At 46.3% G+C, this 12374-nt stretch carries 10 protein-coding genes; 6 read left to right on the top strand and 4 right to left on the bottom strand.

The features are described from left to right. Positions 1 to 32: 32 nt before the first annotated feature. Positions 33 to 509 carry a carboxypeptidase regulatory-like domain-containing protein gene (locus IEV61_RS03615; protein WP_188413832.1) on the bottom strand — a complete coding sequence of 159 codons (477 nt, stop codon included), beginning with the start codon at positions 507 to 509 and terminating at the stop codon, positions 33 to 35. Between the two features lie 166 nt (positions 510 to 675). Between IEV61_RS03615 and IEV61_RS03610 the strand changes: the two genes are divergently transcribed. Next, complete coding sequence (locus IEV61_RS03610; RefSeq protein WP_188413830.1) at positions 676 to 4362, top strand: S8 family serine peptidase; 3687 nt, start codon at positions 676 to 678, stop codon at positions 4360 to 4362. A 90-nt stretch (positions 4363 to 4452) separates the two neighbouring features. On the opposite strand, the gene IEV61_RS03605 is transcribed toward IEV61_RS03610, so the two are convergent. Further along, positions 4453 to 4950, bottom strand: coding sequence for a hypothetical protein (locus IEV61_RS03605; RefSeq protein WP_188413828.1), 498 nt, complete (start codon positions 4948 to 4950; stop codon positions 4453 to 4455). A gap of 243 nt (positions 4951 to 5193) precedes the next feature. On the opposite strand from IEV61_RS03605, the gene ggt reads away from it, so the two are divergent. The 5 genes from ggt to IEV61_RS03580 all read left to right on the top strand — a co-directional run bounded on the left by ggt (position 5194) and on the right by IEV61_RS03580 (position 10132). Then, on the top strand, positions 5194 to 6834 hold the full coding sequence (ggt, locus tag IEV61_RS03600) for a gamma-glutamyltransferase (RefSeq protein WP_229747023.1): 1641 nt from the start codon (positions 5194 to 5196) through the stop codon (positions 6832 to 6834). A gap of 317 nt (positions 6835 to 7151) precedes the next feature. Beyond that, positions 7152 to 7817: a hypothetical protein gene (locus tag IEV61_RS03595; protein ID WP_188413824.1), complete on the top strand. Its 666-nt coding sequence runs from the start codon at positions 7152 to 7154 to the stop codon at positions 7815 to 7817. Between the two features lie 312 nt (positions 7818 to 8129). Continuing rightward, positions 8130 to 8513: a MarR family winged helix-turn-helix transcriptional regulator gene (locus IEV61_RS03590; protein ID WP_188414431.1), complete on the top strand. Its 384-nt coding sequence runs from the start codon at positions 8130 to 8132 to the stop codon at positions 8511 to 8513. A 131-nt stretch (positions 8514 to 8644) separates the two neighbouring features. After that, positions 8645 to 9172 carry an FKBP-type peptidyl-prolyl cis-trans isomerase gene (locus IEV61_RS03585; RefSeq protein WP_188413822.1) on the top strand — a complete coding sequence of 176 codons (528 nt, stop codon included), beginning with the start codon at positions 8645 to 8647 and terminating at the stop codon, positions 9170 to 9172. 6 nt (positions 9173 to 9178) lie between these two features. Continuing rightward, the gene (locus IEV61_RS03580) at positions 9179 to 10132 is read left to right on the top strand and encodes an FKBP-type peptidyl-prolyl cis-trans isomerase (RefSeq protein ID WP_188413820.1); all 954 of its coding nucleotides are present in this window, start codon (positions 9179 to 9181) and stop codon (positions 10130 to 10132) included. Here IEV61_RS03580 and IEV61_RS03575 read toward each other — a convergent pair whose 3' ends face one another. Together IEV61_RS03575 and IEV61_RS03570 are read right to left on the bottom strand one after the other, a co-directional pair. Continuing rightward, a complete protein-coding gene (locus tag IEV61_RS03575; RefSeq protein ID WP_188413818.1) occupies positions 10133 to 11440 on the bottom strand; it encodes a cryptochrome/photolyase family protein in 1308 nt (435 codons plus the stop codon). Further along, positions 11433 to 12341 (bottom strand): TIGR01777 family oxidoreductase, encoded by a 909-nt coding sequence (locus IEV61_RS03570; protein WP_188413816.1) that lies wholly within the window; start codon positions 12339 to 12341, stop codon positions 11433 to 11435. Before IEV61_RS03570 ends, IEV61_RS03575 begins: the two co-directional genes overlap by 8 nt. Between the last annotated feature and the right edge of the window lie 33 nt (positions 12342 to 12374).

Raw genomic sequence — 12374 nt, 5'->3', positions numbered from 1 at the left:
ATGCCCCGACTTTTCAACGTGATGCTGCTGCTTTAATAAGCTGCGTCATGGTTTACCGTAATGTTGCGGGTAGTTACTTTCCCGGCAAATACTTCGGCCGGGTTCAGGTTGCCGGTGCCGTCACTTTCTGAGGCAAAATACTGGTTGCCTTCTTTCACAAAAACTGAATAATTGCCAACCGGCAGTTTAACCTGGTAATGGCCTGCACTATCGGTTTTTACTTTGGCTACTAATGGTGTGTTGATTTGGCTGTAAAGCGTGCCCTGGCCCTGTGCCTGCTTTACGGTGGTAGGTTTGTAAATGTAAACCTCGCATATGAGTGCTTTGGGCTTCGACCTTTGAGTACCTTTCATAGGCATTTGGTTGCCGCTCACTTTGTAAATGTGGCCTTCAATGCCTTGTTCTATAGTGGTTTGTGGGGGCATACGCATGGTGCATGAAAACATAAGGCCAGCCACGGCAACAACTATAAGATTGACCGGCTTGAGCAAAATATTAAGATTTAACATAATAATAGAGTATAACGTAATAGTGTAAAAATGATAGCTGCAAATGTTATCATATAATCGTTAAATTACGCAATATTTGCTGAGTGTGTTACAGCACTTCTATTATTATATGGTTAAAAGTTTATACAAATTTACGGTTGCCGCTCTTCTCCCTGTTTTTTTTGCAATGAACGCTGTGGCGCAAAAGCCACTGGTTACTGCTGAGAAAAAGGCCCAGCTCGACCAGCTATCTGCATCGCTCGAAAATACGTATAACGCCAACCTGAAAAAGGCTTTGGCGCTGGCGCCGCAAAACAATTGGGTAACCCGTAAAAAGTATAAAAACGGAACAGTGATCTCCTTGCAGCGCATCTCATCGCTGGGCTATCCTATTTACTATAAAAGCTATAACAATACTACCGCAGCGGCTACTACGCGTACCAATACCGTGCAGCCCGGCGGTGCACTGGGCTTAAACTTGTCGGGCTCGGGCGCTAACCTCGATGGTAAGCTGGCCATATGGGATGGTGGCTCCGTGTTAACCACGCACCAGGAGTTTACCGGTAAAACCATTACCCTGCACGATGCCGCTGCCATAGATGAGCACAGCACGCACGTGGCGGGTACCATGATAGCCAAAGGCCTTTATGCCCCGGCAAAAGGAATGGCCTTCAACGCCCGTACGCTGCAGTCTTACGATTTTGATAACGACGTGGCCGAAATTGCATCGGCAGCCTCGAACTTGCTGCTTTCTAACCACTCTTATGGGGTAGTGGCCGGTTGGAATTACGATTCGGACCTTAACCGCTGGGAGTGGTACGGAAACTCCGGCGCTACCGAGGATTATAAGTTTGGCTATTATGACAGCGATTCGAGAGTGGTAGACCAGGCCGCGGTGAATGCACCTTACTACCTTATTGTGTCAGCATCGGGCAATGCGCGTGGCTACTCTGGCCCTGCCGTAGGTTCGGAATACTTTGGGTACGATGCCAACGGCAAACTGGTAAGCAAAATACGCGATGCAAGTATTAGCAGCAATAACGGTTTTGATGTTATTCCCGGTTTTAGTAATGCTAAAAACGTACTCACGGTAGGCTCGGTAAACCAGTTGCCTTACGGCCCAATAACCCGCAGCGGCGTGGTGGCAAGCTATTTTAGTTCGCTTGGCCCTACCGATGATGGACGTATTAAGCCCGATATTTGCGGCGATGGTGATGCCGTATTATCTACCGGCAGCAGTAGCACTACCTCATACTTAACCCTTTCGGGCACTTCTATGGCTACGCCTAACGTAACCGGCTCGTTATACCTTTTGCAGGAATACTATGCGCAAAAGAACAGCGGCGCCTTTATGCGGTCGGCCACGCTGAAAGGCCTGGTATGCCAAACCGCTTTTGATGCCGGTAACGTAGGGCCCGATTATACTTTTGGATGGGGTGTGCTGGATGTGCAGAAAGCCGCGCAGGCCATTACTGATAAAGGCGGTAAAAGCCTCCTTAATGAAAGTACACTGGCGCAGGGGCAAACCCAGAACATCAATGTGGTGGCATCAGGCAACGGTACTTTGGTAGCCACCATAGCCTGGACTGACCCGCAAGCCACCGTAGCTGCCGCCGGCACCCTTAACGACCGTGCACCCAAATTGATTAACGACCTCGATATCCGCATCATAGACGGAACAACCACTTACAGCCCCTGGGTATTGAACTTTAATGCCCCCGATGCTGCCGCTACCCGCGGCGATAATATACGCGATAACGTAGAGCAGGTGTACCTCGATAACGCTATTCCCGGCCACACTTACACTATCAGGATCACCCATAAGGGTACTTTGACGGGCGGTACACAACCATATTCACTTATTGCAACAGGGGTAGGTGGTGCTGCTTATTGTACATCGGCACCCGCATCCAGCGCCGATTCCCGTATTAACAATGTAACGCTGTCTAACATCAACAACACACCTGCAGCTGGCTGTACTACCTACAGCGATTATACCAACCTTGTTGCCCAGTTAGAGCAGGGCAACACGCAGCCCATTAGCCTAACTCTTGGTACCTGCGGCGCCAACTTTAACAAAATGGCCAAGGTATTTATTGATTATAACGGCGATGGTACGTTCGACCCTGTTACCGAGCTTGCTACTACAACTGGTGTTATTGCCGCTACCGGGACTTTTACAGGGAATATCAATATTCCCGCCTCGGTTATCCCGGGTAATTATAGCCTAATGAGGGTGGTACTTGTAGAAACCAATTCGGCTGCCGCTGTAACCCCTTGCGGCACGTATGCCAAGGGAGAAACGCAGGATTACCGCGTACAGTTCACCAAAGCATCGCGCGATGTAGGGGCCATTGCCGTAACCAACAATGTGGCTAACGGTAACTGCGCCGGGGTATCAAACATTAGCGTAAGGCTCAAGAACTTTGGGTCGGCCTCTATCAGCAACATCCCGGTAACGGTAACTATTACACCCTCTAACGGCGGCGCGGCTACCACCCTTACCGAAACGTATACCGGTACGTTAACCGAGCAGGCTGAAGATGATTTTATTCTTAACGGCACTTTTACTTCTGTTGCCGGGGTTACTTACACGCTTACCGCAACCACCAATTTAACTAACGATCCTGTTACGGCTAACAACCAGGTTACTTCCTCGGTAGTTATTGGCTCTATACCGGTAGCTACCAATGTAACGGCAAGTTATTGCGACGACACCAAGCAGTATGCACTGGCCGGTGAAGGTGAGGGACAGCTATTTTGGTACACCACCCCAACCGGCGGGGTGCCTATAGCCACAGGTAAAAATACGTTTACCCAGGTAAAGCCGGTAAACAACACTTTTTATGCCGGGTTGAACGACTTTAGCGCCAATATTGGTCCGGCAGCTAAGAGTAATTTTAGCTCGGGTAGTTATGGGCAGTATAGCCAGGCAGTGAGGGTGAACACCAAGGCGCCTGTTATTATACAAAGCGCGCGGTTGTATGTGGGTAACCCCGGGCGGGTTAGATTTACGGTGACCGATTCGAACGGTGAAGAAGTGACTGTAACCACCCTTAACGTAACCGCCACCCGCAGCCCTGCCGCTACCGGAACGCAGAACGACGACCCTACCGATGCAGGAAGCGTTTATAACTTAAACCTGGTTTTGCCCCGTGCAGGCAATTACACCATCAGTACCGCCTATGCCAACGGTGCCACCCTTTACCGCAGCAACGGCGGCGTAACGGGTTATCCTTTTGGCAACGATGTGTTTAAGATTACCGGTAATAGTGCCACGCTGGCCAGTAACCCGTCAGACACTACAGCGTACCGTGGTTTCTATTACTTCTTTTACAATATGCGTGTAGTCAGCAGTGGTTGCGCTTCGGTAATACGTCAGCCTGCCACCGTGCTAAGCCCGGTAATTACGCAAAACGGCACCACTTTGCAATCTAATATACCCACCGGTAACCAATGGTATCTTAACGATGAAATTATTGCCGGGGCTACCGGGCAAACCTATGTGCCGCAAATAAGCGGTAATTACCAGTTAAGAAACACCATTATATCAGGGTGTACCTCTATATCGGCCGTATACACTTACATTAAGGAAAATGCCGTGGTGAATACCCCAAGCGATATTAAGATGTCGGTATTCCCGGTACCGGCCAATACCGAGCTGAATGTTACGCTTGTTGCACCGCAGGATGGTGATCTTACGCTATCGCTCATTAACACCATAGGTAAAACCGTGTACACCAAAACCAATGCCGTGAGGAAAGGAAATTACAGTACCTCCTTCGGCGTGTCTGATCAGTTTACCGGCACCTACATACTCCGGGCCGTAATAGGGCAAAAGGTTTACAGCACCAAGGTGATCATTACACATTAATGAGCACCCGTTGTCAACGATAAAGGGTCATGATATATCATGACCCTTTTTATTTTATGAGGTTGCCGCATAGCGGCTAAATGGATATTGCTATTTAAACGTGTACTTAATGCCCAAGCCGGGTGCAATGTCAAAAAATGGTCCGCGTGCCAGTTCTAGGCGGGGGTTAAGATCAACGCTTATGGCTATGGGGCTTTCGGGTATTACATATTCTAAACCTAAAACACCATCGGCACCCAATAAGATGGTGCTGCTGTTATAATATTCATCATCGCTGCCATAGCGTTTGTAAAAGCCACTACCCACTGCGCCTACGTGAGCACCAAAACCGTAGTAAAATTTAAGATCGGGCAGGTTAAAGGCCGTTTGATGTTTTTCGTAAAGGCCGGTTATCACCAGTCCGTGGTTACGCAGGCCCAGTACACCTTCTAAGGCGGTACCCTCGTTTAAAAAGTACTTACCCGAAATACCGTTCTCGTAACCCGAAAACTTTAAGCCCACTGCATAATTATAAGACTGTGCACTTGCCTTTTGCTGAAAGAGCAGTAGAAAAGCAGGGATGAAAAGGAGTAGAAGCGTTTTTTTCATGATCGAATGTTTGTGTAAATAACGGCAGATTTTACTTTTTCTGCCATTACCCGGTTGAAAAATGAATTTGATTTGCCTTATCAGGCTGATTGTCAACCTTAAAATTTAGCCTTTTGACTGCAGGCGGCTATGTTAGTTTAACAGGATTTCCTTTAATTTAGTGAAATATTAGAGGCTATGAATATTACACCGGGTTATAGAATTACCGTAAGCACTGCATTTTTGTTTACGATTTTTTCATTTATGCAACCGTTTTTAGCGGATGCGCAAAATGCGCCATCGTACCAGCGGGGCATGGTGGTTTGTGCCTACCCCGATGCGGCACAAGCCGGTTTAGCGGTATTGAAAAAAGGTGGCAATGCTGTTGATGCAGCCGTAGCGGTACAATTTGCACTGGCCGTAACGCTGCCGCAGGCGGGTAACATTGGCGGCGGCGGCTTCATGGTATACCGATCGGCAGAAGGGAAAACCAATACGCTCGATTTTAGGGAAAAGGCACCGGCTGCTGCCAGCGCCAATATGTACCTGGATACTAAAGGTAATGTGATCCCGAATAAAAGTTTGTACACTCACCAGGCTGCCGGTGTGCCGGGCTCGGTTGATGGAATGGTACAGGCACATCAAAAGTACGGTAAACTCAAATGGTCCGACCTGGTGCAGCCCGCTATTGACCTGGCCCGAAAAGGTTTTAAAATTACCGAACGACTGGCCAACGACCTCAACCGTAACCAGGCCGACTTTAGCCGCCTAAACACAGCCGGTATAAATTATTTTACGAAAGATACACCCTGGAAAGCGGGCGATATACTGATACAGCAAGACTTAGCTAGAACGCTTACCCTCATACGCGATAAAGGCCGTGCGGGTTTTTACGCCGGTGCGGTAGCTTTACAACTGATAACCGAAATGAAAGCAGGCAACGGCATGATTTCTCAAGCCGACCTTAACAACTATCACTCGGTTTGGCGTAAGGCCATTACCGGCAACTACAAACAATACAGGGTTATCACCATGCCGCCGCCATCAAGCGGGGGTATTGCGCTGGTGCAGTTGCTGCGTAGTGTAGAGCCATACCCGCTGAACCGCTGGGGCCATAACCAGGATTCGACCGTACAACTCATTACCGAGGCCGAGCGCCGCGTATACGCCGACCGCTCCAAATACCTGGGCGACCCCGATTATTTTAAAGTGCCGGTAGATAGCCTGCTGCAGCCCAACTACATTACCGGTCGTATGCAAACTTTTAACTGGAACACCGCCACACCAAGCAGCAGCATACAACCGGGTAGCTTTGCCGGTTACGAAAGCGACCAAACCACGCACTACTCTATTGTAGATGCACAGGGCAACGCCGTATCTATTACCACCACATTAAATGGATCGTTCGGGGCTAAGATCTTTGTAAAAGGTGCCGGCTTTTTGCTCAACAATGAAATGGACGATTTTAGTGCTAAACCCGGCGTACCCAACATGTACGGCTTAGTAGGTGGCAAGGCTAACAGCATCCAGCCGGGCAAGCGTATGCTCTCTTCCATGACGCCCACCATCGTAGAAAAAGACGGCAAGCTATTCATGGTGGTAGGCACCCCTGGTGGTTCTACCATTATAACCTCCGTGTTTCAAACCATCCTCAACGTTATCGAATTTAACCAGGACGCCCAGCAAGCCGTAACCAGCAAACGTTTCCACCACCAATGGCTACCCGATGAGGTGGATATTGAGAACGATGCGTTCTCTCCTGAGGTGTTAAGCCAGCTACAGCAAAAAGGTTATAAGATTGTAACCAAAGGAAATATTGGCCGGGTAGATGCTATTGTAGTAACGCCGCAGGGGTATACAGGCGGTGCTGACCCGAGAGGGGATGATACGAAGGCGGGGTGGTAGAAAGGTTACAACTGGCCACACCCTTAAAAGTTTTCGCAGGGTCTCTCGACAGAGGAACCTGAGTTACCCGGTGGTTGTAGTGTATGAATGCATTGCAGGGTCCTCTATCGAGAGACCCTGCACGGACATAGAGACTGGTCGGTTGTAGTGCATGAATGCATTGCAGGGTCCTCTATTGAGAGACCCTGCACGGACATAAAAAGTATTCCCTTCTCCACGAGTTTAGCTACGTGTAACTCGTAGTGCTGATGTAGAAAATTTACAAACTTGGGCAGAATAACCACAAGTTGAAGCTTGCAATAGCGAAAATGAACTTTATGAGTAGAGATTACAATTCACAACGAAAGAAGATTAGGGGTTGGAAACGTAGGGTGGAGCACCTTAACTGGTGGGGTGAGCAAATCAAGAAACCTTATACAAAATATTTTATTACTGAAAGTGGCAGTCATTCTTATGAGCGATATACGGTTTCACCATTTTACAGATTAATAAAGCGCCAGCCTCCATTGTGGTTTTATAAGCTTATCATCGCTAAATTAATAACAGCGTATGATAATTGGCAGCAAACATTTGATGACTTAGGCATACCTTATGACTTACAACTGTGGATTTACGACCCTGCTTTTATCCGGTCAGAAATTATTTGTTATAAAATGGAAGAAGCAAGTGAGCGCAAGCAGTTTAATTGGGAAGCATCCGAAAATAAGCCATTTCCATATAGCAAGTTAGCATCGAAATTTTATGACCTCGATGAATTTGAGTGGTTGCTTGCAGATGATGAGAATATTTGCTTTGAAGACGATTTTGAAGATGTAGATTTTACTGCGGAAGACTTGCTTGAAGAAGGGTATGTTAAGAAAGAGCAAAACAACGGTGGGATATATTATGCTAAACGTTTAGGTGATATATGGATTGGAAGGCGTAAATCTAAAAGTACAGATGCTACAAAATACGTATTACAAGAATACTATCCCGCTCCTTAAAGAATTTTCTCTTCGAACTTAGCATGCCATAACTTTCAGTAACTTATATATTGCGTTAAGGATAGCAGCGGATACCGGCCTTGTGGCTAAGGCCGGTGCAGTATGAGCGGATAGCCTGGCCGAAGGCAACGCTATAATGGTTATATTGCTTCACACCTCCTCCAACACCCAAAGCTCCCGGTGCTTTCCCTAAACCTCCAAACTTCCTCAACGCCTCTCCTCAATTTATATTACCTTTGGTAGGCATAAGCCGAAACTGTGAAAAATAACCACGAAACCATAGATTACCTCTTGAAAATTGTTTGGCAAAATATGGCCAACCGCTATAACCAGTTGGTGGCCGATTTTGGCATCACCCAGTCTATAGGTTACGTGCTTATTAATATTGATGAGAAGGAGGGTACTACGGTATCGCAGGTGGCGGCGCTGCTGGGGTTAAAATCTACCAGTTTATCGCGCATGCTGAGCCAGCTGGAAAAAATGGGGCTTATTTACCGCCAGTCTAACGAGGGCGATAAGCGCTCGGTAAAAGTATACCTCACCAATCTGGGTAAGGAGAAGCGGCAAATGGCCCGGGTTATTGTAAAGCAGTTCAACGCTTATTTGAACGAGCACATTAGCGACAAGGAAAAGCAGCAGCTAACCAAAGCACTGAAAAAAATTAATCAGCTTACGTTAGATTATAAGCCCGAATAATTCGTTTATAGGTAACGTTGAGCCGTTCTAAAGGCAAATTATGCCTTGTTGATTGGTTTTAAATGTTAAAATTTGTTAAGCTGCGTGTTTTGTTTTTTAAAAAAGTAAATTTGCCCCCTACTAACAAGGTGATGAACAGGTTATTATTATTGTGCTGGTGCCTGCTGCTTTTTACAGCCTGTAGTAAAGTAGACGACCCTGCGGTGGTAAACCCCGACCAGGCCGCCATTGATGATAAGCTACTGGCCGATTACGTGGCCGGTAACGGCCTTGCCGGTAAAGCGGTTAAGGTAAAAGTAGGCACACAAGACACGGTAGGTGTTTATTACGTGGTAGAAAAGCAAGGCACGGTGAATACGCTCTACAGCCTGTCGAGCAATATTACGGTGGCATATACCGGTAAGGTATTAACCACCGGCGAGGTTATAGCCGAAGTAGGTGCCACTGGTGTACACCCTGCATTTGTGCTGGGGCAAACCATTAAAGGCTGGCAGCTGGGCTTGTTAAATGGTAAAGTGAACAAGGGAGGCATTATCAGGATACTGATGGCGTCGCGCTATGCGTACGGGCCTTTTGCCCAGCCCCAATTAGGTAAAAATGGGTTGCCGCCAAATTCGGTGCTCGATTTTACGATACAAATATTTGATGTAACGAACTAATTTTAAATGAAACAATCTTATTTAGCGCTCTTTTTTTTAACAGTATTGGGTTTATGTTCTTGCCGTAAGGATGGCAATGATATAGGGATCAAGGAGTATGATCAAAACCAGATAGATGCCTATATTAAAGCCAATAACCTAACCGGAATGCAGCGCGATAAAGCCGGAAATGTAGATACTACCGGCATCTATTATCAAATATTTAATCAGGGCAAAGGTGAGGCGCTTGATTATGATAAACGCGTATCGTTAGTTTACACCGTTAAATCCTTAGATGGTAAATATGCCATTACAGATACATTTGTAAACCGTAATTATTACTATGTGGGTGCAGCAACGCCGAAAGGTTTAATGCTGGCTTTGCATAATCTGGCTAAGACCAAGGGTACGCAAGGCCGGTTTTTAATTCCTTCACATTTGGCTTATGGTTCGGCAGGTACAGGTGTTGGCAGTAGTCGCTTGCCCGGTAATGAAAGCCTTGACTTCACCGTAAGTGTATTGAACGATGCTGATATAGATAAATACGATGATGCAGCTATTCAAAAATACCTGACCGCTAATAACTTAACCGGTTACCAAAAGGTGGTATCCTCAAAGTTTCCGCAAAGTTCTTTATACCGTCAAATTACGCTGGTAGGTACAGGTACAGTACCTGCTATACAAACATCAACCGTTAATGTTCAATATACCGGAAAGTTATTCAACAACACCATATTTGATGAATTCAATGATCAGGAAACAGGCAATGTAGGAAAGCCATTAGGCTTGGAGAATGGTGTTATTCAAGGATGGAAAGACGGATTGATTGGTGTGGTTGCAGGCAGTAAAGTGTCGTTGATCATACCATCAAGATTAGCCTATGGTTTTTCTGCAAATGTTAATCCAACCACAGGTGCAACAGTTATACCTGCTACAAGTTGCCTGCGTTTTGATATGAATGTTTTAACGGTAACTAACTAACTACCGCGCCAGCGCCGTTTTATAAGCTTTTAGAGCGCGTTCTTTACCGGTTTTGTTATCAATAATGGGTTTTGGATATTGGCTGGTGCCATATTCTGGAACCCATTTTTTTACGTACTCCATTTTAAGATCAAACTTCTTCAACTGTGCCTCGGGGTTAAATATTCTGAAATATGGCATTACATCGGTGCCCGAGCCTGCCACCCACTGCCAGCTGCCTATGTTGGTAGATGCTTCATAGTCCAGTAGTTTACGGCCAAAGTAGTGTTCGCCCCAGCGCCAGTCGATGAGTAAGTGTTTCACCATAAAGCTGGCGGCCACCATGCGTACACGGTTATGCATAAAACCGGTGGCATTTAATTCGCGCATACCGGCATCAACCAGCGGATAGCCGGTTTTTCCTTCGCACCAGGCTTCAAACTCCGTTTCGTTGTTGCGCCACTCCATACGGTCGTATGCAGGGCGGTAGGCATGATTAGCGGTATCGGGAAAATGATCGAGCGCCATCATGTAAAACTCTCTCCATATGAGTTCGCCCAGCCAGGTTTGCTCACGTTCAAAAGAATTGCGGGCGGCATCGCGAATGCTTATGGTACCAAAGCGCAGGTGCAAGCCAATATGTGAAGTGCCTTTTTTAGCCGGAAAATTACGGTTTTGGGCATAATCATCAATAATATGCTCGTACTCTGTTTTAGGGAATTCAATTTCACTTTTAGTGAAGCCCATTTCCTTTAAACTTACTCCTTTGAGTGGCTTGGTGGTATATAAATTTTTAAAGTACTTTTCGGTAGGGTAAGCTTTAAGATAGAACTCGTTTACCTTTTTCATCCATTTCTTTTTATAGGGCGTAAAAACGGTGTAAGGCTTTTTATCGTCCTTAACTACTTCGTCGCGCTCAAATATGATCTGGTCTTTAAAGGTTTTAAAGTCTATGCCTTTGGCGTTCAGCATTTCGCCAATTTCACCGTCGCGCTGTTTAGCGTAGGGTTCATAATCGCGGTTGGTGTAAACAGCAGCTACATTGTATTCCTGCAAAATTTCTTTCCAGGCTTGTTCGGGCTTGTCGTATTTGATCAGCAGGCTGCTTTTGTGCTCCTGCAGTTCTTGGCTAAGTTTGTCAATAGTATTATAGATAAAAGTTACGCGGGCATCGTCTTTATCTTCCAAAATATCCAAAATGTCGCGGTCGAAGATGAACATGCACAATACAGGATTTGGACCTTTAAGGGCGTGGTATAAGCCGGCGTTATCATGCAGGCGTAAATCGCGGCGGAACCAAAACAGGGTAACAGGAGCTTTTCTATCCATATATATTGCTCAGGGCATCAGTAATGTTTTCAAACTTAAATTTATAACCGGCATCCTGCACTTTCAGGGCCGATACCCGGGTGCTTCCCAGTACAACCAAACTCATTTCGCCTAAAGCCAGTTTAAGTAAAAAGGCAGGTACATTAGGCGCCCACAACGGTTTGCGTAACTGGAGGGCTACCGCTTGCGTAAGTTGTTTATTGTTTACCGGGTTGGGGGCTACCATATTGTAAACATCGGCAGGTAAATGGCCTTCAATGGCTTGCAAGTACATGTCAACAGCATCTTGCCAGTGTATCCATGGAATAAACTGACGGCCATTGCCTATGGATGCACCTAAACCAAACTTAACGGGAAGCGATATTGGTGGCAGTGCTCCTCCTTTGGTAGACAGCACAACGCCGGTACGAAACTTAGTGATGCTTAAACCCAAAGCCTCACCTTCATCAACGGCTTTTTCCCATTCAATACAGCAGGTACCTAAAAAGTCGTTAAGAGGTTTACTATCTTCGGTCAGTAACTCATCGCCGCGATTGCTATAGTAGCCAGTGGCCGATGCAGAGATCACGTTCTTTACCTGGTGTGGCTGCTTTTGCAATACCTGGTAAATAAGCCTGATGGATTGCGTACGGGTATTTATTAAAAGTGCCTTACGCTTTTTGGTCCAGCGTTTTTCGGCAATACCAGCGCCTGCTAAATGAATAATAGTTTGTACGCCGTCAATACAATGCTCATCAATTTGCCCTTTGTCAACATCCCATATATAGGTTTTAACCTGTGGGTTTTTACCCGCACTGCGGCTCAGGTGACTTACCTGGTATCCTTTTTTAAGTAAGGCATCTGTAAGCGGTTTGCCTATTAAACCTGTTGCGCCGGTAATGAGTACGTGATGGTTGGGCATAATATGTAGAAGTTAGCAGCTCTGTAATATATA

The organism is Mucilaginibacter galii (assembly GCF_014635825.1).
GTDB lineage: Bacteria > Bacteroidota > Bacteroidia > Sphingobacteriales > Sphingobacteriaceae > Mucilaginibacter > Mucilaginibacter galii.
This window is presented reverse-complemented; position numbering and strand designations above follow the sequence as displayed.

Bases quoted from the DNA above. Each gene is read 5' to 3' on its own strand.
- IEV61_RS03615 (WP_188413832.1), bottom strand. From the start codon at position 509: ATGTTAAATCTTAATATTTTGCTCAAGCCGGTCAATCTTATAGTTGTT.
- IEV61_RS03585 (WP_188413822.1), top strand. From the start codon at position 8,645: ATGAACAGGTTATTATTATTGTGCTGGTGCCTGCTGCTTTTTACAGCC.
- IEV61_RS03590 (WP_188414431.1), top strand. From the start codon at position 8,130: ATGGCCAACCGCTATAACCAGTTGGTGGCCGATTTTGGCATCACCCAG.
- ggt (WP_229747023.1), top strand. From the start codon at position 5,194: ATGCAACCGTTTTTAGCGGATGCGCAAAATGCGCCATCGTACCAGCGG.
- IEV61_RS03610 (WP_188413830.1), top strand. From the start codon at position 676: ATGAACGCTGTGGCGCAAAAGCCACTGGTTACTGCTGAGAAAAAGGCC.
- IEV61_RS03575 (WP_188413818.1), bottom strand. From the start codon at position 11,440: ATGGATAGAAAAGCTCCTGTTACCCTGTTTTGGTTCCGCCGCGATTTA.
- IEV61_RS03580 (WP_188413820.1), top strand. From the start codon at position 9,179: ATGAAACAATCTTATTTAGCGCTCTTTTTTTTAACAGTATTGGGTTTA.
- IEV61_RS03595 (WP_188413824.1), top strand. From the start codon at position 7,152: ATGAGTAGAGATTACAATTCACAACGAAAGAAGATTAGGGGTTGGAAA.
- IEV61_RS03605 (WP_188413828.1), bottom strand. From the start codon at position 4,950: ATGAAAAAAACGCTTCTACTCCTTTTCATCCCTGCTTTTCTACTGCTC.
- IEV61_RS03570 (WP_188413816.1), bottom strand. From the start codon at position 12,341: ATGCCCAACCATCACGTACTCATTACCGGCGCAACAGGTTTAATAGGC.